15 protein-coding genes are annotated in these 21626 nt (G+C 54.8%); 6 read left to right on the forward strand and 9 right to left on the reverse strand.

Annotated features, from left to right (window positions below):
* Positions 1–30: 30 nt before the first annotated feature.
* Positions 31–1236 carry an MFS transporter gene (locus IT893_RS16275; protein ID WP_197146002.1) on the reverse strand — a complete coding sequence of 402 codons (1206 nt, stop codon included), beginning with the start codon at positions 1234–1236 and terminating at the stop codon, positions 31–33.
* Between the two features lie 132 nt (positions 1237–1368).
* Here IT893_RS16275 and IT893_RS16280 point away from each other — a divergent pair, with 132 nt between their 5' ends.
* A complete protein-coding gene (locus IT893_RS16280; protein ID WP_197146004.1) occupies positions 1369–2631 on the forward strand; it encodes a permease in 1263 nt (420 codons plus the stop codon).
* A 76-nt stretch (positions 2632–2707) separates the two neighbouring features.
* Here IT893_RS16280 and IT893_RS16285 read toward each other — a convergent pair whose 3' ends face one another.
* The 7 genes from IT893_RS16285 to IT893_RS16315 form a co-directional block, all read right to left on the reverse strand.
* Positions 2708–3943 (reverse strand): phenylacetate--CoA ligase family protein, encoded by a 1236-nt coding sequence (locus IT893_RS16285; protein ID WP_197146006.1) that lies wholly within the window; start codon positions 3941–3943, stop codon positions 2708–2710.
* A 58-nt stretch (positions 3944–4001) separates the two neighbouring features.
* On the reverse strand, positions 4002–4784 hold the full coding sequence (locus IT893_RS16290; protein ID WP_008889240.1) for an ABC transporter ATP-binding protein: 783 nt from the start codon (positions 4782–4784) through the stop codon (positions 4002–4004).
* Between the two features lie 152 nt (positions 4785–4936).
* Positions 4937–6181: an ABC transporter substrate-binding protein gene (locus tag IT893_RS16295; RefSeq protein ID WP_064779813.1), complete on the reverse strand. Its 1245-nt coding sequence runs from the start codon at positions 6179–6181 to the stop codon at positions 4937–4939.
* 105 nt (positions 6182–6286) lie between these two features.
* Complete coding sequence (locus tag IT893_RS16300) at positions 6287–7360, reverse strand: branched-chain amino acid ABC transporter permease (protein ID WP_008889238.1); 1074 nt, start codon at positions 7358–7360, stop codon at positions 6287–6289.
* A 285-nt stretch (positions 7361–7645) separates the two neighbouring features.
* Positions 7646–8539: a branched-chain amino acid ABC transporter permease gene (locus IT893_RS16305; protein ID WP_008889236.1), complete on the reverse strand. Its 894-nt coding sequence runs from the start codon at positions 8537–8539 to the stop codon at positions 7646–7648.
* 60 nt (positions 8540–8599) lie between these two features.
* Positions 8600–10549 carry a long-chain fatty acid--CoA ligase gene (locus IT893_RS16310; protein WP_064779814.1) on the reverse strand — a complete coding sequence of 650 codons (1950 nt, stop codon included), beginning with the start codon at positions 10547–10549 and terminating at the stop codon, positions 8600–8602.
* Positions 10550–10551: 2 nt separating this feature from the next.
* Complete coding sequence (locus IT893_RS16315; protein WP_040822694.1) at positions 10552–11361, reverse strand: ABC transporter ATP-binding protein; 810 nt, start codon at positions 11359–11361, stop codon at positions 10552–10554.
* Between the two features lie 820 nt (positions 11362–12181).
* Between IT893_RS16315 and acnA the strand changes: the two genes are divergently transcribed.
* Both acnA and IT893_RS16325 read left to right on the forward strand, forming a co-directional pair.
* Positions 12182–14869 (forward strand): aconitate hydratase AcnA, encoded by a 2688-nt coding sequence (acnA, locus tag IT893_RS16320; protein WP_063088588.1) that lies wholly within the window; start codon positions 12182–12184, stop codon positions 14867–14869.
* A gap of 216 nt (positions 14870–15085) precedes the next feature.
* Entirely contained in the window at positions 15086–17632 is a 2547-nt protein-coding gene (locus tag IT893_RS16325) for an EAL domain-containing protein (RefSeq protein ID WP_197146007.1), read from the forward strand.
* A 79-nt stretch (positions 17633–17711) separates the two neighbouring features.
* Here IT893_RS16325 and IT893_RS16330 read toward each other — a convergent pair whose 3' ends face one another.
* Positions 17712–19052 carry a sodium-dependent transporter gene (locus tag IT893_RS16330; protein WP_252723983.1) on the reverse strand — a complete coding sequence of 447 codons (1341 nt, stop codon included), beginning with the start codon at positions 19050–19052 and terminating at the stop codon, positions 17712–17714.
* A gap of 279 nt (positions 19053–19331) precedes the next feature.
* Here IT893_RS16330 and IT893_RS16335 point away from each other — a divergent pair, with 279 nt between their 5' ends.
* The 3 genes from IT893_RS16335 (at position 19332) to ccmB (ending at position 21599) form a co-directional block, all read left to right on the forward strand.
* A complete protein-coding gene (locus tag IT893_RS16335) occupies positions 19332–20084 on the forward strand; it encodes a thioredoxin family protein (protein WP_252723984.1) in 753 nt (250 codons plus the stop codon).
* A gap of 139 nt (positions 20085–20223) precedes the next feature.
* On the forward strand, positions 20224–20937 hold the full coding sequence (gene ccmA / locus IT893_RS16340; protein ID WP_197146010.1) for a heme ABC exporter ATP-binding protein CcmA: 714 nt from the start codon (positions 20224–20226) through the stop codon (positions 20935–20937).
* Positions 20934–21599 carry a heme exporter protein CcmB gene (gene ccmB / locus IT893_RS16345; protein ID WP_008889228.1) on the forward strand — a complete coding sequence of 222 codons (666 nt, stop codon included), beginning with the start codon at positions 20934–20936 and terminating at the stop codon, positions 21597–21599. The genes ccmA and ccmB overlap by 4 nt, the downstream gene beginning before the upstream one ends.
* Positions 21600–21626 lie beyond the last annotated feature (27 nt).

The raw sequence follows: 21626 nt of genomic DNA on the forward strand, positions 1-21626 counted from the left end.
ACCAAAGATCGCAATTATAGCGGGAAAACCTTACTTTTTACCGGCTGCAAGCTGTATCGCCTCTGGCATCATGCGCAGCCTGACCATGGCAATCGTTCCCAAAGCGGGCCCGACAGCCAACATGGCAAACGCCCCCCACCAACCTGCTTGATCGGCGACAACCGGCACAAGATGGATGGAAACAAGTGCAATCAGGAACCCGATGGCATTTTGCAGGGTTAATGCCGTGCCGACTTGATGCGGGTCGGCCAGTTCAATGACGCAGGACGAGAATTGCGCGGAATCCGCGATCACGGAGATGCCCCAAACGATGCAGACCACAATAAGAAGTATAATCGGGGCATCGGATAGCCCACCGGCAACCAGCGCACAGGCGCCACTAACGATCATGGCGGCAATCGTCACGGTCGTTCTGCCAATCCGGTCTGCATAATACCCCCCGGCCAACGACCCGAACGCACCGATGCCAACAATGGCAAAGGTCGAAAGTGCGGACCAGACACCGGGACTATCCATCACACGATCGGAAAACGCGCCGTACAGGAACAATCCGATCCAGCCCCACATGGCATACAGTTCCCACATATGCCCAAAATAGCCGTAGCAGGCATGGCGCAACGGCTTGTTTGACCAGATCTTGCCGACCATTTTTGGATCAAAGCGCGGGGAACGTCCCGGTGTCCCGCCCAGATGCACGAACAGGATGGCAATCGCCGCGATATAGGCGGTCACACTGGCGGTCATGATCACGTATCGCCAGTCCAAGGGTACCGCCACCGCAAAAAGGTGCGGCATGGCAGACCCCATTGTCAGCGCCCCGACCAAAAGCCCCACCAAGAAACCGGTATCCCCGCGTGACCAGGTTGCCACCATCTTCATGCCAATCGGGTAAATCCCGGCCATACAAACGCCCGTGATCAGCCGCAACAGGATCACAACAATCCCATCAACCGGAACAACGAGGATCAGGATATTGGCGGTCGCGGCAATCATCGCCGATGCCGCCCAAAACCGCCGGGGTTCGATGCGATCCGCCAGACCAAGGATCGCACTGGTTACAGTTCCCAGAACGAAGCCCAGCAAAACTGCACTGGTAAATAGCGATGATTGCAGCGCCCCAATACCAAACTCACTGCGCAATTGCGGCAGCACCGCCGTAGCCGAAAACCACAGCGCAAGCGCCATCAACTGGCAGACCGTAATCATGGAAACGGCAAAAGTCTTGCCCGTACGCACCGTGCTTCCCCCGCGGCATTTTTAGTATTTCGGCCATCATACACAGATGTTGGCGAATGCCTATCTTGGAACACCTTACCTTTCCAGCCGTTTAACAAGGACCCCGACACCTGAGATGGCAGGAAGGTCACAATGGATTTGCTAGATCAATATTCAAACGGCGTCATGACCGCACTTGGTTTCTTCTGGAACGCGCTGTGGGCGTTTGTGCTTGGTTACTCCATCAGTGCCGCGATTCAGGTTTTCGTCCCCAAGAACCGCCTGACTGCGCATATGGGCGACGCCGGTATCGGTAGCGTTTCGCTTGCCGGTTTGTTTGGCGCCATATCAAGTTCATGCTCGTTTGCGGCCCTTTCGGCGGCACGATCGCTGTTTCAGAAAGGCGCACATTTCATTGCCACTGTCGCCTTCATGTTCGCATCGACCAACCTGGTCATTGAACTTGGCGTTCTGATCTTCCTGTTTCTGGGGTGGCAGTTTCTGGCCGCGGAAATCATTGGTGGTATCCTGATGATTGCGATTTCGGCTGTTCTGATCCGTGTGACATATCCCAAGGAGATGATTGAAGCCGCCAAGCAACATGCCGACCAGGAAACCGGCAGCGAAGAAGACGACTTCGACTGGAAGAAACGCATCAAGTCCAAGCAAGGCTGGCAACAGGTCGGCAACCGCTTTGTAATGGAATGGCAGATGGTCTGGCGTGAAATCCTAATCGGTTTCACGATTGCCGGCTTTATTGCGGTCTTTGTCCCGGCCGAATTCTGGCAGACCCTGTTCCTTGCCGGGGACGGCACCGGTAAAGCGTCAGACTTGCCATTTCTGACCGTTCTTGAAAACGCCCTTGTGGCACCATTTGTCGCCGCCGCGACCTTTATCGGCTCGATGGGTAACATTCCATTGGCCACGGTTCTCAGTGCCGGGGGTGTCAGCTTTGCCGGGATTATGGGCTTTATCTATTCGGACCTGATGGTCCCGCCACTGGTCAAGGTCAATGCCCGGTATTATGGCTGGAAAACTGCGCTTTATATCGCAGGTGTCATGTATGCCAGCATTGTGGCCACCGCGCTTATCCTGCATTACGCCTTTGTCGCACTCGGCGCGCTGCCCGAAAGCAGCCGTGACATTGCCGAGGTCAGTGCCTTTGGCGTCAATTATACGCTGTTCCTGAATATCGCGGCCTTTGGGCTGATTGGCATCCTGCTGTGGCTCCGTCGCGAAGGCCAAAAGGCAGCACAGCATGAACACGAGCATGATCATGGTGGCCACGACCACGGACACGATCATGATCACGACCATGGCGATGGGTCTTTGCTTTCGCTTAAAAACGTGATTGTCGGGACGGCTCTGACGCTGCTTGCAGGTGGCCTTGTGCTTAAAGCAGCCAGCTTGATCTAGAAAAAAAGTGCCGCCGGCAAAGCCGAGCGGCACAGGTTTCCCGAGCGGGAATGAAACACTAAGTCAGCTAACTCAATCAGGTCAGATCACGCTGATCATCAATCACCTTGCCGTCATTGGGCAGACTGCCAACCTCTGCCGCCAAAACCGTCCCGCGCAGCTTGCAAACACTGGCTAGCGTTTCGGCAATCGCATCAATCTGACTGTCTTCAATACCCTCGCAGGTCAGGGTCATGACGTCGTTATCGTTTTCCCGGGTAACGACAAGGCGCGCCTTGGCAATATCGCCATGACGTTTGACGATTTCGCCGATCTGTTGCGGATGAACAAACATGCCCTTGATCTTGGTGGTCTGATCGGCACGCCCCATCCAGCCCTTGATACGATGGTTTGTGCGACCACAGGCACTCTCACCCACAGCAATTGCCGACAAGTCGCCAGTCGCAAACCGGACCAGCGGATAGTCCATGTTAAGCGTGGTGACGACGACTTCGCCAACCTCACCCTCTGCCACCGGCTCGCCCGTGCCCGGACGGACGATTTCAAGAATGATGTCTTCGGCAACGATCATCCCGTCCTTGGCATCGCTTTCATAGGCAATCAGGCCAAGGTCGGCACTGGCATAGCATTGCAGCATGGCGATATCGCGCTCGGCAAACCAGGATCGCAGGCTTTCCGGAAGCGCTTCGCCCGATACCAGTGCCCGTTTGATCGATGAAATATCCGCACCAAGCTCCTCGGCCTTTTCGATCAGGATCTTCAGGAAGGATGGCGTACCGCTATATCCGGTTGGCTTAAGGTCGCTGATTGCCTTGACCTGTGCCTCGCTTTGTCCGACGCCGGCCGGAACGACGACACACCCGCAGGCCCGTGCGCCACTGTCAAAGATGAAGCCACCCGGTGTCAGGTGATAGGACAGGCAGTTATGCACTATATCACCCGGCCGGAAACCGGCAGCAAAGAACGCCCGGCCCATCCGCCACCAGTCATCGCCCTTGCCCTGCGGGTCATAGATCGGCCCCGGGCTTTGGAACAGGCGCGCCATCGCCGGGATTGGCGTTGCGTTCAGACCCGCCAGCGGCGGTTCCTTGTCCTGCGCATCAATCAGATCCGACTTGCGGGTCAGGGGCAGTTTTGCCAGCGCCTCGCGGGTGGTGATTTTTTGCGGCTCGATATCGGCCAACAGTCGACCATAAGCCTTCGATTGTGACTTAGCATGATGCAGAATGCGCGGCAGTGCTGCCATCAAGCCGGCCTCGCGGCTTCCGGGAGTTCGCGTTTCGCGCTCGTCATAGTAAGTTTTAAGCATCATACCCGTCTTTCATTCAAAGGCGTCCACCACACCGATATACGGCCCCGGTGTTTTAATCCTAGAGCCAACGTTTGCGGCGCTTGTAGGACTTGATGTTCTTGAAGCTTTTGCGTTCTTCAGAACCGCCGCCAAGATAGAACTCCTTGACGTCCTCGTTATTCAGAAGCTCGTCACGGGTGCCATCCAGAACAACCTTACCGCTTTCCATGATGTAACCATAGTCGGCAACCTTAAGCGCAAAGTTGGCGTTCTGTTCAACGATGAGCATGGTGATGCCCTGTTCGCGGTTGATCTTTTCGATAATCCCGAACACTTCCTTGACCAGAAGCGGCGACAAGCCCATTGACGGCTCATCAAGCAGGATCATTTTGGGCCGCGCCATAAGCGCACGGCCGATCGCCAGCATCTGTTGCTCCCCACCTGAAAGGTACCCGGCAAGTCCGGTACGTTCCTTAAGGCGCGGGAAATATTCAAAGACCATTTCAATATCGTCTTTGACCTTGTTGTCCTTGCGCGTGTAGGCGCCTAGACGCAGGTTTTCGATGCAGGTCATATCCTCGATGATACGGCGGCCTTCCATAACCTGAAACAGGCCGGAGCGCACGATATCCTCGGGGTTTCCATTGGCAATCTGGTTGCCCATGAAACTGATGTCACCACGGGTGACTTCACCGTCTTCGGTTTTCAGCAAACCCGAAATCGCCTTAAGCGTCGTGGATTTACCAGCCCCGTTCGGGCCCAGCAGAGTAACGATCTTGCCTTGCGGAACCTCAAGCGAGACGCCACGCAGGACCAGAATCACCTCGTCGTAAACAACTTCGATATTATTGACCGACAGCATCGGTTCGGCGGTTTCTATTTTGCGGGCGGGCTCTGCCATGGTGTCCCTTTCGAATGATCTTCTTGTGATCTCCAGCTGTCGGAGACAGGGCATCTTGCGTCTTATGCCCTGCCTCCGAACAGTCTGGGAGACATTCGTCTTACTGGATGGTCTTAGTAACCAAGCCAGTCGTCACGACGCGGCAGCGTTACAGTCGTTACTTTTTCGACCGTTGCTTCACCGCCTTTGGCGCTACCGTTATAGATATTGACGGTGTTGATGCCGCGATGGTCTTCGGCGGTCCAGGTTGCTTCCATGCAAACGCCTTCAAGACCGGCCGGCACCCAGTTCTGGCGGGCATACATGCCTGCCTTGATGTTTGCACCGGTGATGCCGCCATTGTTCTTGGCCCATTCCATGGCTTCTTTCATGTAATAGGCAGAGCAAATGCCGCGGATATAGTGATGGGTGCGGAACTCTTCGCCAGAGCGGTCCGACATCTTGGAGATTTCGCGCACCAGATCCATGCCCGGAACACCTTCATCGGTCCAGAAGCTGGTCATCGCCGGGAAGATGTAGTTTTCGACATCGCCAATGGTTTTAAGGGTCTCGTAGTCACCAGCCCAGATGTTGGCCAGCCATTTCGGGGTCGCACCAACCGTGTCACAGGATTTCACCAGCGACACAACCGACGGGCCAAGGTTACCGAGGTAGCCATAGTTGGTCCCGGCTTCCTTAAGGGTCAGGCACTGTGCCTTGAAGTCACCCGGCTTCATCGAAACAACGACCGGTGCAGTTACTTCAAAGCCAAGCTCTGTTGCGTATTCCGCACAGGCTTCTTTCGGGGCGTTCGGATAAGGGTGGTTATCGCCGATATGCGAGAACACCGGCTTGCCCGAACCACCGGATTGTTTCCAGTCTTCTGCAGCCCACTGAACCAGCGCACGGCAGGCGTCGGAATAGGACGCACCATAGAAGAAGTTATAAGGTGCCGGTTTGGCGGTTTTCGGGTTTTTGCCCGTCGGGTCGGTCAGGTGACCGGAATAGGATGCGGAATAGACCGGTACTTCATCCTTGGCAACGAAGCTGATCAGGGCTTCGGTATCGCCCGTGCCCCAGCCCTGCATCGCAACCATGTCGTTGCGCGAACGCCATTTCTTGTAGTTCGCAATCGCCTGCGGAACCTTGTAGGCATAGTCAACAGATTCAGAATCCAGAACCGTGCCATCAATACCGCCATGGGTGTTGATGTAAGACAGCGCATCACGCACACCATCGGCATAGAACTTGCCGATAAAGCCGGTGGCACCGGTGATGTCCATCAGATGGCCGACAAATACCATATCGTCATCTGCTTGTGCTGCCGAGAACGACAGCCCCGTCGCGACCATCGCGGTCGCAGCAATCAGTCTTTTCATAACGACGTCTCCCTTGGACGTTTTCACTAAAGTAAGCCTCCCGGTCGCCCCGTTTTTGTCCCGGCCCTTTTGTTTTTTGTAAGCGGGCCGGGTTCGGGGTTTTAGTCAGTACGAGAAGGGATAAAGCTTCCAGTACGCCCTGATCTGTTGCCAGCGATGGGCAAGCCCATCCGGCTCAAAGATCAGGAACAGGATGATGGCCAGACCAATTGCCATCTCCTTGATATAGGCCAGCCCGTCGGTCACAGCCGTCGAATTGGCCCATTCAAAAACGCTCAGTGCGCTGACACCGGTTTCCATGACTTCGGGCAACAAAACCATAAACACCGTGCCCATCAACGTCCCTTTGACGGAACCAAGACCACCGATGATGATCATGCCCAGGAACTGGATCGACAGCAGAATGGTAAAGCCCTCGGCCGAGACAAAGCCCAGATAGTGGCCATACATCGCCCCGCCGACACCGGCATAGAAAGACGAAATCGCAAAGCTCATCAGGCGATATTTCGTGAGGTTGATCCCCATGATTTCAGCCGAAAGATAATGGTCACGTACCGCGACAAAGGCACGACCATCGCGGGTCCGCATCAGGTTCGTCCCCAGCAGGTACATCACCACCAGGAAGAACAGACAGACATAGAAGAAGCTGAAATCATCCAGAACTTCGTAGCCAAACACATTGACCGGGTTGGCGGCCGCGCCATAGGAACCGCCTGTAAACCATTCGGCACGGGCAAAGAAATCTTCGAGGATGAACTGGGCTGCCAGTGTCGCAATCGCCAGATAAAGCCCCTTGATGCGGGCGGCTGGCAACCCAAACAGCATACCAACCGCAGCGGTCATCAACCCGGCCAGTGGGATCGACAACAGGACGGGAATGCCGGTTGTGTTGTTAATCCAGGCCGACGCAAAGGCGCCAAAGCCAAAGAAGGCAGCGTGGCCTAATGAAATCTGCCCGGTAAAGCCGACCAGAATATTCAAGCCCAATGCGGCAATCGCGAAGTATGAGATCTGAATGAACAGGTTGACGTAATAGCCATCCAGAACAAACGGGATCATGGCGACCGCAAAGATGCCAAGGATCGCGGCGTTGCGGATATAGGTCGTATCAAAGATGCGGGTATCCTGACGATAAGTCGTTCGGAAGTCACCGCAAGGACGTATAGAAAATCCAGCCATAGTATATCTTCCTCGTCCTTAGGGCCTATTGATGATCAGGATGCCGTCGTGGCGGGATCGTATTTTCCCACCTGCAAGAAGTGGATGGCGCTGCGTGGCGGGCCCCACGAAAGCCAGCCGCGACGCTGTAGGTGGGAAAATACGCCCCGTCCCAGAGGGATTGCCGCCTAAGGGCGCGACCCCGCGTCCCTCGTCCTTGAATATGCCAAGCATGTCCTGCGTCCTCACTCCTAATTTCGCGCCCTTAGGCGGCAACCACGGCGGCACCCTGATCATCAACAGGCCCTAAATACGTTCGATGTCTTTGGTGCCAAACAGGCCATATGGCTTGATGCACAGGATAATGATCAGCACGTAGAACGGTGCGATCGAGAACAGGTTGCCCCAGTGCAGATACTGGCCATCAACAAATTCCGCGGTGTTTTCAAGCAGACCAATGATCACACCACCGACAATGGCACCGATGATTGAATCAAGCCCGCCAAGGATCACCGCCGGGAACACCTTGATCCCGATCACCGAAAGGGCGGACGACACGCCATTGACCATGCCGATCACGATCCCGGCGACACCCGATACAAGGGCCGAGATTGCCCAAGACATCGCGAATACGGTTTTGACGGAAATACCAAGGCTTTGCGCGACCTGCTGATCAAAGGCGGTTGCGCGCATGGCAAGGCCAAGCTTGGAATATTTAAAGAACCAATAGAACCCGGCCATGATGAACAACGAGATCACGAAGCTCATGATATAGGCCGTCTCGATCTGCATCCCCAAAAGGTTGACCGATCGGGTTTCAAACACCTGCGGATAGGTCGCGGTGGTTGCCCCGAAGATCCACTTGGTTGCTGCCTGGAAGAAGATCGAAAGCCCGATGGTCACCATGATCACCGAAATGATCGGTTCGCCAATCATCGGTCGCAAGACAACCATCTGCAGAACGATGCCAAACGCCATCATAAACAGCAAGGTAAACAGGAAACCCAGCCAGAAGGGCATATGCATCTCGACAAGGAATGCATAACACACCCATGCCCCGATCAGCAGGAACTCACCCTGGGCAAAGTTGACGATCTGGGTCGATTTGTAGATCAGGACAAAGCACATGGCGACAACGCCATAGAGTGTCCCGACAATCAAACCGTTCAGCAGAAGCTGGAACAGAAGTTCGAAATTCATGTTGCCATCCCTGTAATGGCGACCCAAGCCTTTGGCCGGGGCCACAGTTATGCTGCTGCCTTATTCGGCGGCTTTCGGGGCCGTCTGTGCGGCCTTGTCATTATCAAGATCAACGACCTTCACACTCGTCTGGATGCGGGTTTTGGACCCGTCCTGGAAGGTGATCATGGTGTCGATATCAACCTTGTCATTGCCGGCATAAACCGCATCGATGATGTCGGCATATTTCTCGGCAACCACACCACGGCGCACTTTGCGTGTACGGGTCAGTTCGCCGTCATCGGCATCCAGTTCCTTGTAAAGCAGAAGGAACCGCTTGATCCGCTGGGCTTCCGGAAGTGTCTTGTTCACTTCGCGGATTTCCTCGGTGATCATGTCATAGACCTGCGGCTGGGCTGACAGGTTGGTGTAGTTGGTAAAGGCAATCCCGCGCTGCTCGGCCCATTTCGCCATGATCGAATAACGAATACAGATCATGGTCGACAGGAACGGCAAGCCCTTGCCAAGAATCACGGCCTCGGCAATGAAGGGCGAGAATTTCAGTTTGTTTTCAATAAACTGCGGCGAATAACGCACCCCGGTCGAGGTTTCCGCCAGATCCTTCATGCGGTCGATCACCACAAGGTGCTTGTTCTCGTCCTTGAAGTAACCGGCATCCCCGGTATGCATCCAGCCATCCCGGACATCTTCGTCATAGGCGGCCTGATTTTTGAAGTATCCGGTAAACATGCCCGACGTGCGTGCAACGATTTCGCCAACACCATTTTCGTCGGTGTTGATCACCTTGATCTCCGAATTATCAAAGGCAACGCCGACCGTGTCGAAATCAATATCGCCCGGCTGATGGATGGTATAGGCGCCGCACAGTTCGGTCTGACCATAAAGCTGACGCAGTGGCACGCCCATCGCATGGAAGAACCTGAAGGTTTCCGGACCAATCGCGGCACCACCCGTCGCGGCGGAACGCAGATTGGAAAATCCAAGACGGTCTTTAAGCGCATTCATCAGGATCATATCGGCCATTTTCGAATGGCCACCGGCATCCATCGCGGTGCGCGCCAATGCCATACCGAAATCAAACATCTTTTGCTTGAACGGCGTGGAATCCATCATCCGTGCACGGACATCGGCGGCGATGGTTTCCCAAACGCGCGGCGCCAAAAGGACGAAGTTCGGACCAATTTCGCGCAGGTCGGCCATCATGGTTTCCTGCTCTTCGACGAAATTTACGATCTGGCGGCTGATCAGCGACTGACCAACGACATAGACCTGCTCCATAATCCACGGCAATGGCAGGACCGAGACATAATTGTCACCTGGATATTTCGGGTCGGCGCGAAGATATGCCGCACAGTGATCAAGGAAGTCACCGGAATTGAGCATCGCCATCTTCGGCTTGGACGTTGTACCCGAAGTGGTGCACAGAATGGCGCATTCATCGCCGCGGGTGTCGGCAACCATCTGGTCATAAATGCCCGGATTTTTTGCCTCCAGCTCGCGGCCCAGTTCATAGAGCTTTTCGACATCCAGCAAACGCGGATCGTCGTATTTGCGCATCCCGCGCGGGTCACAATAAACGATGTGGTCGACAGTCGGGATGTCTTCGCCAAGCTCAAGCAGCTTGTCGCACTGTTCTTCGTCTTCGGCGATCAGGATGCGCGCGCCTGAATAGGTAATCAGATAGGCGACTTCTTCGTGCAGGCTGTCCTGATAAAGACCAACCGACATACCGCGCAGCGCATGCGCCGCGATTTCGGCCCAAACCCATTCCGGACGGTTTTCGCCGATGATACCAACAACATCGCCCTGCCCAAGGCCAAGGGCGCGCATGCCAAGCGCCATCCATTTGACGCGGTCGTTGTAGTCCTGCCAGGTGAATTCCTGCCAGATACCGAATTCCTTTTCGCGCATGGCGACTTCTTTGGGCCAGTTGCGCGCGTTATAGGCCAGCACTTTCGGGAAGCTATCAAGCGACTGAACGTCGGCATATTCCGGGATATTGCTGCTCATGATCAGGCCACCTGCTCGTCTTCGTCCGTGTCGTCGTCTTCTTCGCCGAGATAGGCTTTCTTGACATGCTTGTTGGCCATGACCTCTTCCGGCAGGCCTTCGGCAATCTTGCGACCGAAATCAAGGACCATCACCCGGTTGGAGATATCCATGACCACACCCATGTCGTGTTCGATCATGACAACGGTCATGCCCCACTCTTCATTGAGATCGATGATAAAGCGCGCCATGTCCTCTTTTTCTTCGAGGTTCATGCCCGCCATCGGCTCATCAAGCAGGATCAGATCCGGACGCAACGCAACAGCACGCGCAAGCTCAACCCGTTTACGCAAACCATAGGAAAGCGTGCCGGCGGTCGCCTTGCGGATATGGGAAATTTCAAGGAAGTCGATGACATCCTCGCAGAAACGACGATGGTCGAGCTCCTCTTTCTGCGCGCCGCCAAACCAGTAAAGCGGCCCGTTCAGAAAGTTGTTCTTAAGCAGATGGTGACGGCCAACCATGATGTTATCAAGCACATTCATGTGCCCGAAAAGCGCCAGGTTCTGGAACGTACGCCCGATACCAAGTTCGGCACGATCATTCGGCTTGAGCCCGGTAACATCCTTGCCCTTGAAAGATACCGAACCGGTCGTTGGCGTATAACGCCCCGAAACGCAGTTCAGCATGGATGTCTTACCGGCACCGTTCGGGCCGATAATCGAAAAAAGCTCGCCCGGCTGAACGGAGAAGCTGACATCACTCAGCGCACGCACGCCGCCGAAAACAAGCGACACGTCGCTAATCTCTAAAATAGGACTCTGTGACGTCATGCCGTCGCATTCCTCCCTGACTTGGGCCGCAAATGCCGCAGAACCGCATTTCGGGTTCTTTCGCGTGAAAATTTGCAAACCGCTATTCAGTTTCCCTGATGATGTGTCGGTTTATTTTATGACCCTGACCTTACGGAAACCGGGCCTGACACATTTAATAGGCATTTAAGTACCAATTTCAGCATATTGCGTCAATGCAATGATTCTCAAGGGGTTGGGAGTTTTCTACAAATTCGCACCGCACAATTATTTGACGACAGAATACACCGACCGCTCTACCCTTGATTACGTAGCGTTATCTCAGGTTGCAGGTCGCAGACGGCACGCGAAAACACCGCAATGCAAAAATCTTTCGCAATCATGCACCGCACAATTCGCGCGCATTGGGAACATGTCGCTTTGCAGGCAAATTCGAACCCGCCGCCCCGACTCCGGTGCGGAGTCGTCGTTACAGGCGTCCGGATCCTGCGCCCCACACCGACATTCATTGCCGCGAATGCCGGCGGCTTTATAAACATGTCAGGAAAAAACAGACTCCGTGCTTTGCCTGTCCTATTGAAAGGCCAAAAGCCACGGCACATATCGTCTAAAGCCGTTTGACTGCTTGTTGGGCTTTGCCAACATGCTGTGATCAACGGGTTTTCACCAATACCCCTTTTCGGGGTCTGGACTTTCAAAGGGAATTGTGGTGTAACCCCGTTGCACATAGATATGTAGCCGTGACCCGCGTCACGCAACACAGATAGCCCACCGCTCGGCGCTCCGACGGTCGGGGTGTCTTGTCACGACAAGCCCTTTTAACCACCTTGAGGAGGGTCTGATGTCCATTTGTGGCAAAGACAACCTGAAAACGCGCCGCACGCTGAAAGTCGGGGACAAGTCCGTCGACTATTACAGCCTCAAAGTTGCTTCCGAGAAATTCGGCGACGTTTCAAAACTTCCCTTCACGCTGAAAGTCGTTCTTGAGAACCTTCTGCGTTACGAAGACGATTTCACCGTTAAAACCGACGATGTCAAAGCTGTTGTTGACTGGCTCAAAGAGCGCAAAAGCAGCCACGAAATCAACTATCGTCCGGCCCGCGTTCTGATGCAGGACTTCACCGGCGTTCCCGCCGTTGTTGACCTTGCCGCGATGCGCGATGCTGTCGTGAAGATGGGCGGTGACGCCCAGAAGGTGAACCCGCTTTCACCGGTTGACCTCGTCATTGACCACTCGGTCATGATCGACTTCTTCGGCACCGACGACGCACTCGACAAAAACATGGAAGTCGAGTTCGAACGTAACGGCGAACGTTACGAGTTCCTGCGTTGGGGCCAGAACGCCTTCAACAACTTCCGCATTGTTCCGCCGGGGGCTGGTATCTGCCACCAGGTCAACGTCGAACATCTTGCAAAGGTCGTCTGGACCGGCAAGGACGAAGACGGCAAAACCGTTGCCTATCCGGACACGCTGGTTGGTACCGACTCTCACACCACCATGGTGAACGGCCTTGCTGTTCTCGGTTGGGGTGTTGGTGGTCTGGAAGCCGAAGCAGCAATGCTTGGTCAGCCGATCTCGATGCTGATCCCGGAAGTTGTCGGCTTCAAGCTGACCGGTTCCATGAAAGAAGGCATCACTGCAACTGACCTTGTTCTGCGCGTCGTTCAGATGCTGCGTGAAAAAGGCGTTGTTGGCAAATTCGTCGAATTCTATGGCGATGCGCTTGACCACATGAGCCTTCCGGATCGTGCGACCATCGGTAACATGGCACCGGAATATGGTGCGACCTGTGGCTTCTTCCCGATCGATGACGAAACGCTCAACTACATGCGTTCGACTGGCCGTGACGAAGACCAGATTGCACTGGTCGAAGCATATGCCAAAGAACAGGGTATGTGGCGTGACCCGGCACATGAAGCCGAATACACCGCAACGCTTGAACTTGACATCTCGACCGTCGAGCCGGCCCTTTCGGGTCCGAAGCGTCCGCAGGACCGTGTTCTGCTGAAAGATGCCGTTTCGAGCTTCACCAAGACCTTTGCCGATATGGCACCGGGTGTTGATGCGGATCGTTCTGTTCCGGTTTCGAACGAAAACTTCGAAATGAAGGACGGTAACGTCGTCATCGCCGCGATCACCTCTTGCACCAACACCTCCAACCCGAGCGTTTTGATCGCAGCAGGTCTTCTGGCGAAAAAAGCTGTCGAACTCGGCCTTCAGAGCAAGCCGTGGGTGAAAACCTCGCTTGCACCGGGTTCGCTGGTTGTTGCCGACTACCTCGAAAAAGCAGGCCTTCAGGATTACCTGGATCAGCTTGGCTTTAACGTGGCCGGTTTCGGTTGCACCACGTGTATCGGTAACTCCGGTCCGCTGGCAGCACCGATCATCGACGCGATCGATGGTAACGACATGCTCGTCACCGCCGTTCTGTCGGGCAACCGTAACTTCGAAGGCCGTATCAGCCCGCAGGTCAAGGCAAACTACCTTGCCTCCCCGCCACTGGTTGTTGCCTATGCGCTTGCCGGTAACCTGAAGATCGATCTGAACAAAGATCCGCTCGGTAAGGACAAGAACGGTAAAGACGTCTTCATGAAAGACATCTGGCCAACCAACAAAGAGATCGCTGACACCATCGCGTCCTCGATCTCGGCGTCCATGTACAAAGATCGTTACGACAACATCTTTGCCGGTCCGAAACCGTGGCAGGAAATCGAAGTCACCGAAGGCGAGACCTTCGCGTGGGATGGCAAGTCCACCTACGTTCAGAACCCGCCTTACTTCGTCGACATGGCGAAAGAGCCGGGTGACTTCTCTGAAGTTCATGGCGCACGTCCGCTCCTGATCCTGGGTGACTCTGTCACCACCGACCACATTTCCCCGGCCGGTTCGATCAAGGAAGAAAGCCCGGCAGGTGAATACCTCAAGGCGCACGGCGTTGCTGTTCGTGACTTCAACTCCTATGGCGCACGTCGTGGTAACCACGAAGTCATGATGCGCGGTACCTTTGCCAACATTCGTATCCGTAACGAAATGGCACCGGGCACCGAAGGTGGTGTTTCGGTTCATTATCCGTCGGGCGAACAGGGCTGGGTCTATGACGTTGCAATGCGTTATCAGGCCGAAGGCACCCCGCTGGTTGTCATCGCTGGTAAGGAATACGGCACCGGTTCTTCGCGTGACTGGGCAGCCAAAGGCACCAACCTGCTTGGCGTCAAAGCTGTGATCGCGGAAAGCTTCGAGCGTATCCACCGTACCAACCTGGTCTGCATGGGCGTTCTGCCGTTGCAGTTCAAGAACGGCGAAGGTCGTGCGACCTACAAGCTGGACGGTTCGGAAACCTTTGATGTCCTTGGCATCGGTGATGGCATCAACCCGCTTCAGGACGTCACGGTTCGCATCACGCGCAAAGATGGCAGCACCGAGGAAATCGTTGTTACCTGCCGTATCGATACCGAGAACGAAGTTCTCTACTACCAGAACGGCGGCATCCTGCAGTTCGTTCTGCGTAACATGATGAAAGCTGCCTGATTTCAATCTGAAATCTTTGGCTTACACATTGACACCCCACCGGTTTTCCGGTGGGGTGTTCTTGTTTGTAACGAATTTTACTGGGCGACGTTCAATTGAACGCTACTGACTTGATCCAGAACAATTCTCAAGTACGCCGAACCTGCTAGGAATGGCGCCTTCGTCTCACCCTTAAGAATAAAACCGAAAAAGATCAGTCGAACAGAGCAAACGCGCATGATACGCCCCACATCCTCCGATGGACGCCCGTTTGGTCTGACGGTCGGCACACTTTCCCCCGGAACAGTTTTAAGCTGTACACCGCAAACGTCCCTCGGCGACGCCACGGCCAAAATGCGCAAGGCCAACAGCAGCTCCGTCATTATTGTGGTGGACAACAAGCCTGTGGGAATTCTGACCGAACACGATTTGCTATCGTTGCCACCGTCAACCTCGGCCGCCCTTTCTGAACCGGTTTCAACGCGTATGTCCCAACCGGTACATACAATTTCGGTCCATGCCACCCCGCAATCGGCAATCGTGCGCATGCGCGATCGTGGCGTGCGCCATCTTGTCACCATTGATGCGCATGGCTGCCTTGTAGGGATCATCAGTCAGACCGACCTCATCCGTCATGTCGGTGACAAAAAGCCGTTCATTGCCAACGATGTTGCCGATGCGGTTCGCCAATCCACCGTGTTTGCCCACAAGGACATTCGGGTCTGGGAACTGCGTCAGCGCATGCATTCCGAAAAATGCGACAGCGCGATCATTTCCGGTTTCCCGAACGACCAACCGGCAGAACTGCAAACCGGCATTATCACCGAACGTGATATCTTGCGCCATCTGGCAGAAGAACATGAAAACTTGACTGCAGGTGACATCGCCACCCGCCCGGTAACCTTCATTCGTCAGGACATGAACCTTGATGACGCGCGCAGAATGATGATGCGCGACAATTTCCGTCATCTTGTGGTTCATAACCACAACGGCGAAACCATCGGGGTTTTGTCCTTTGCCGATCTGCTTGAATTTATCGAACAGGATTACCTGATCCATCTAAGCAGTCTGGCCGAAGACAGTGGCAGCGAAATTACCAAGGCGCGCCAGTCCCTGGCCCTTGCCAACAAACTGATCGAAAATTCCCCGGACTGTGTGATGATCTGCAATGCGCAGTCAGAGATCGAGGCCGTCAATCCGGCCTTCACGCGCGTCACCGGTTATCAGGCCGAAGAAGTGATCGGCAAGACACCGGCGATTTTGAAGTCGGGACGCCAGAACAAGGCTTTCTATGCCAAGCTCTGGGCGGATTTGGCACGCACCGGAAAATGGGAAGGCGAAATCTGGAACCGACGCAAGTCGGGCGAGATTTATGCCGAATGGCTTTCGATCATGGCAGTTCGGGATGGCGAAGGCACAATCACCCACTACGCTTCGATTTTCACCGACATCAGTGGACGTGAGAAAAACCGCGAAGATGTCCTGCGGATTGCCTTTACCGATGAGTTGACCGGCATGCCAAACCGCCGCCGGTTTTCGGAGCTTTTGTCGCTTCATATCGGACGCGCCCGCCGGGTCGGACGCCCGCTCACGGTTGCCATGCTCGATATCGACAACTTCCAGCGCGTCAACAATGCCCTTGGTCATAATATCGGGGACGATGTGCTGGTCGAAGTATCACGTCGCATCAGCCGCGAACTTGGCCAGGATGCTGTCATCGCCCGTATCGGTGCCGACGAATTCGCCGCAATCCTGCCAAATGTGAACACCGAACAGGAAGCCGTCGGGATCGCAGAAAGTCTTCTGATGCGCCTTGGCGAAGCCCATCTGACCCGAAAGGGCGAAGACGTTTACCTTTCGGCCAGTATTGGCATTGCGTCCTTCCCCGAAGATGCCAATGACACCAGCAACATCATTCGCTGTGCCGAACTGGCAATGGTTCAGGCCAAGGAACAGGGACGTAACCGGGTCGGACTTTACAGCGTCAATCTGCACAGTCAAAAGGGGGCGGACCTTGCCCTTGAAACTGCCTTGCGCCGCGCGATCGACAATGAAGAACTCCATCTTGTCTATCAGCCGCAATTTGATGCAAAAACCGGTGAAATCGCCGGGGTAGAAGCCTTGCTGCGCTGGACGACGGCCGAGGGTAAAACCAATCCGCCCTCGACCTTCATCCCGATTGCTGAGGAAATGGGTGTAATCGGCGAGTTGGGCCGCTGGGTCATTCGCACCGCCTGCAAGCAATTGGTTGCCTGGCGTCAGGAAGGCTTACACAACCTGCGCCTTGCGGTGAATGTGTCAGTTCAGCAGTTCTATGGATCGATGGATTTTGCCGAACAGCTTCGCGCCATCATCGTTGACAAGGGTGTGGCTGCCGACCGGTTGGAAATCGAAGTCACCGAAAGCCTGTTCATGCGCAATATCGACGATATGCGGACCAAATTGCAGCGCCTGCGTGATCTTGGCGTGCGCATCGCACTTGATGATTTCGGGACCGGATTTTCGAGCCTGAGTTATCTGCGCACATTGCCCTTTGATGTGATCAAGCTTGATCGCAGTTTTGTCTGGGACATCGAAGACGGCCCGGATGGTGAAACCTTGCCGATTACGATCATAAATATGGCGCGTAACCTTGGCAAAACCTGCGTTGCCGAAGGCGTCGAAAACCAGCATCAGCTTGACGTGCTGCGCAAGGCCGGATGTGACTTGATCCAGGGGTATCTGCTGGGTCAACCGATGAGCGCAGAATCTGTTTCCAAGCTTGCCAGGGAAGCCGCCCTGTAGAACCAAGACGACCAGCAAACAACAAAAAAGGGCGGGGAATTTCCCCGCCCTTTCGCATATGCCTATCAGCAAACCTGACTTAGAAAACGCCAAGACCTTTAAGCAAGATAAAGGCAATCGCCAGCGGTGCGACGAACTTGACGATCAAGCCCCACGCACCGATCCATACCGGTACAATTCCGTTATGTGCTGCGATTTCTTCCTGGGCCTTGCCCCAGACGATCCAGCCCACAAACAGCGAAATCAACAACCCGCCAATCGGCAAAAGCAGGCTCGAACTGACGAAGTCCATCAGGTCAAAGAAGTTCTTGCCCCACAGGATCTCGACATCCGCCATGACCCCCATCGAAAGCGACGACGGAATACCAAGCAGGAAGATCACGAAACCAAGAACCACAGCCGCGGTTTTGCGATTGATCCCACGATCATCGACGAAATAGGCAACAACCACTTCAAGGATCGAAACCGCAGAGGTCAAAGCCGCAATCGCCAACAACAGGAAGAACAGGAAGGCAAAGAACGAACCAAACGGCATCTGCGCGAACACAGCTGGCAGAGTGATAAAGGTCAGGCCCGGTCCGGCACTCGGATCAAAGCCGAAGGCAAACACCGCCGGAAGAACCAGAAGACCGGCCAGAACGGCAACAGCCGAGTCCAGCAGGGTGACCCAACCGGCAGAGCCCGGAAGGTTTTCTTTCTTAGCAAGGTAAGAGCCATAAGTGATCATTGCCCCCATCCCCAGCGACAGCGAGAAGAAGGCCTGCGACAGTGCATCCGAAACCGTTGCCCAGGTCACTTTCGAAAAGTCCGGCGACAGCAGGAAGGCCACACCTTCCATGCCGCCCGGAAGCGTAACCGACCGTACGATCAGAACGATCAAAAGCGCAAACAGGGCTGGCATCAGGATTTTCGACGCGCGCTCAATACCGGCGCCAACACCGGAAAGCACAACGAAAATGGTCAGTGCCATGAAGATCGCATGGAAAATCAACGGCGAGGTCGTATCACTGATGAAGCTGCCAAAGATATCGCCAAGGGCTGCCGGATCTTCGATCAAAAGCGCCCCGGTGACGGCCTTGATCATGTAGGACAGCGTCCAGCCGGCAACGACCGAATAAAACGACAAAATCATGAAGGCGGCAGCAACGCCAAACAAACCAACGATCGGCCAAAGCCCACCTTTAAGTTTGGCAAATGCGCCAATCGCGTTCTTTTCCGACATGCGGCCGATCACGAATTCGGCCAGCATGACCGAAATACCGATGGTAAAGACCAGCGCGAGATAGATCACCAAGAATGCGCCACCGCCATTCTCGCCAGCCATATACGGGAACTTCCAGATGTTCCCCAGTCCAACAGCCGACCCGGCGGCCGCCAGAATAAATCCAAGGCGTGAGCCCCAGTGTTCGCGTTTCATCATTCGCTTGCAAACCTCGTATTGGACCGATCTTGCCAGATTAAGCTCCCACCAGCAGATCAGTTCCGCATTTTTCATTTAACGCAAAGGTCGTTTGTTCCTTTGCAATGGACAGCTCCCCAGAACTGGTTCCGATTGGTCCGCAGCTCATAGCATCAATCTTTGGAAATCTCCTTTCAAAGATCCACGCAAACGCGCAAATATCTTCCACTTTACACCTACTGCTGATTTCAAGGCCTTGTGATTGGTCGGTGATGGTGGTTTTCAGGCATGATCAATGTCATGAAAAACCCTCGCCCCCTTTTAAGTGCGCTTGCACTGTTGCTCATGACCGTATCTTCACCCGCAAGGGCTGCTGAAAGTGTTTTGCCGCGCGCGGTCGTCGAACTTTACACGTCCCAAGGATGTAACTCCTGCCCGCCAGCCGATCAGGTTCTGCATGATCTGGCAGATCAGCATGATGATCTTTTGTTGCTGTCCTATCACGTTGATTACTGGAACTATCTTGGTTGGGAAGATCCGTTCTCCGACGCCCGATATAGCGAACGTCAACGCGACTATGCCAATCGCATGCGTGAACGTTACGTCTATACCCCGCAGGTCATCATCAATGGTGATCACGTGGTACGCGCCACCGCCAGACAGCAGATCGAAACCACCAGCACCACGGTTGCCCCGTTGCGCGACCTTGCGGATATCCATCTAAGCACCATTGATCACACGCTTCCGGCAAAGGGCACTGTTTCCTTGCACGGTGTTGGCAAACCAAACCCGGGACAGATTTCGCAGATCTGGTTGATCGGCTTTGATCGCGAACATCAGCGCGATGTGCTTTCAGGCGAAAACGCCGGCAAGCGACTGGTGAATGCCAATGTCGTACGCGACATGATCAGCCTTGGCCAATGGGATGGCACCAGTCAGCAGAAAATCCCGTTTTCCATGAAAGCCGCCTATGACGGGGGGATCGCCGTCTTGATCCAGAACGGGCGTGGCGGCCCGATCATCGGTGCGTCCATGGTCCGTTTCGACGACTGATTCCCTGTTTGATCGTGAGTTTGGATTGATTTGAAACAATGCCAACCCGTCGATTGTCGGTTATTGCATGAATAATACGCTGTAACGCGTTATATCATGACGTGTTACAGAATGAATTTCAGACAATCTAACGGGTTATATGGCTGATTTTAGCGGTTCTGATCTGACCTGCCTCCGCGGCGAAAGACTGGTATTTGGCGGCCTGTCCTTTTCGGCCAGATCCGGTGACGCCGTGATGCTGCGCGGTCGAAATGGTGCCGGGAAATCAAGCCTGTTGCGCCTGATGGCAGGCCTTGTGGCACCGCGTTCTGGTGACCTTCGCTGGAACGGTGAAGACATCGCAGAGGATCGCACCGCCCATCATGCGCGCACCCATTATCTGGGTCATCAGGATGCGATCAAACCGGTTCTGACGGTGCATGATAATTTGCGTTTGTGGGGCCAGTTGCGCGGTGTTCGTGATCTTGAACCTGCAATTGACCGGGCGTTAACAGCCCTTCAAATCCATCATCTTGCACGGGTTACCGGTCGGTATCTTTCAAGTGGCCAGAAACGGCGCACCGCCCTTGCCCGCGTTCTGATCGGGCAAAGCGATCTTTGGTTGCTGGATGAACCCACCGTCGGGCTGGATCGCGAAAGCTGTGCCGAGCTGGCCCAACTGATCACCGAATTTCGTGGCCGCGGTGGCATTGTCGTCTATTCAACCCATATCGATCTTGATGTCGAAAACCCGACCATTCTCGATCTTGATGATTTTGCCATCCCGATGGTCGAATGGCTGGCCGAGCAGGACGACCTCGAAGACATGGCGCCGACAAAGCGTGCAGGCTCATCGCAGGAGGCCGCGCAATGAACGGTTTTCTGGCCATTCTGCAACGTGATCTCCGCCTTGCCCTGCGACAGGGCGCGGATTCCGTGATGGTCGTGGCGTTCTTTATCGTTACCACCACGCTGTTCCCGTTCGGTGTCGGCCCGGAAGTCAATATTCTGGCACGTATCGCATCGGGGGTGATTTGGGTCTCTGCCCTGCTGGCAGCCATGCTGTCGCTCGAACGCGTGTTTCAGGCCGATTACGAAGACGGAACGCTTGAACTTCTGACCTTGTCACCGGTGTCACTCGAACTTCTGATCCTGGGCAAGGTGCTTGCACATTGGCTGACAACCGGCCTTCCATTGATCATTGCGGCCCCACTGATGGCGGTGATGCTCAATATGGATCAGGACGGTTTTGTCACTTTAATGATCGCCATGTTGCTTGGTACACCGGCACTTAGCCTGATCGGGGCGATTGGCGCAGCACTCATACTTGGCGCGCGACGTGGCGGAGTTCTTGTATCACTTCTAGTTTTACCACTATATATTCCGGTACTGATATTTGGGGCCGGTGCAGTTGAGGCCGCCCTGCTTGGAATTTCGGCGACCGCGCAATTACAGATCATGGCCGCCATCCTGCTTTTGACATTGGCAGCCGCACCCTTTGCCACCGCCCATGCCGTACGCCAGGCCATGGAATAAAACAACAAGACGACGAGACGGGATGAC

The organism is Thalassospira sp. A40-3 (genome assembly GCF_015871485.1).
In the GTDB taxonomy this organism is placed as follows: Bacteria; Pseudomonadota; Alphaproteobacteria; order Rhodospirillales; family Thalassospiraceae; genus Thalassospira; species Thalassospira tepidiphila.

What these genes read in the sequence shown, in the direction of transcription:
- IT893_RS16325 (WP_197146007.1), top strand. Translation starts at nt 15,086, where the DNA reads ATGATACGCCCCACATCCTCCGATGGACGCCCGTTTGGTCTGACGGTC.
- IT893_RS16335 (WP_252723984.1), top strand. Translation starts at nt 19,332, where the DNA reads ATGAAAAACCCTCGCCCCCTTTTAAGTGCGCTTGCACTGTTGCTCATG.
- IT893_RS16315 (WP_040822694.1), bottom strand. Translation starts at nt 11,361, where the DNA reads ATGACGTCACAGAGTCCTATTTTAGAGATTAGCGACGTGTCGCTTGTT.
- IT893_RS16290 (WP_008889240.1), bottom strand. Translation starts at nt 4,784, where the DNA reads ATGCTGTCGGTCAATAATATCGAAGTTGTTTACGACGAGGTGATTCTG.
- IT893_RS16305 (WP_008889236.1), bottom strand. Translation starts at nt 8,539, where the DNA reads ATGAATTTCGAACTTCTGTTCCAGCTTCTGCTGAACGGTTTGATTGTC.
- IT893_RS16330 (WP_252723983.1), bottom strand. Translation starts at nt 19,052, where the DNA reads ATGATGAAACGCGAACACTGGGGCTCACGCCTTGGATTTATTCTGGCG.
- IT893_RS16300 (WP_008889238.1), bottom strand. Translation starts at nt 7,360, where the DNA reads ATGGCTGGATTTTCTATACGTCCTTGCGGTGACTTCCGAACGACTTAT.
- IT893_RS16285 (WP_197146006.1), bottom strand. Translation starts at nt 3,943, where the DNA reads ATGATGCTTAAAACTTACTATGACGAGCGCGAAACGCGAACTCCCGGA.
- IT893_RS16310 (WP_064779814.1), bottom strand. Translation starts at nt 10,549, where the DNA reads ATGAGCAGCAATATCCCGGAATATGCCGACGTTCAGTCGCTTGATAGC.
- IT893_RS16280 (WP_197146004.1), top strand. Translation starts at nt 1,369, where the DNA reads ATGGATTTGCTAGATCAATATTCAAACGGCGTCATGACCGCACTTGGT.
- acnA (WP_063088588.1), top strand. Translation starts at nt 12,182, where the DNA reads ATGTCCATTTGTGGCAAAGACAACCTGAAAACGCGCCGCACGCTGAAA.
- ccmB (WP_008889228.1), top strand. Translation starts at nt 20,934, where the DNA reads ATGAACGGTTTTCTGGCCATTCTGCAACGTGATCTCCGCCTTGCCCTG.
- IT893_RS16295 (WP_064779813.1), bottom strand. Translation starts at nt 6,181, where the DNA reads ATGAAAAGACTGATTGCTGCGACCGCGATGGTCGCGACGGGGCTGTCG.
- ccmA (WP_197146010.1), top strand. Translation starts at nt 20,224, where the DNA reads ATGGCTGATTTTAGCGGTTCTGATCTGACCTGCCTCCGCGGCGAAAGA.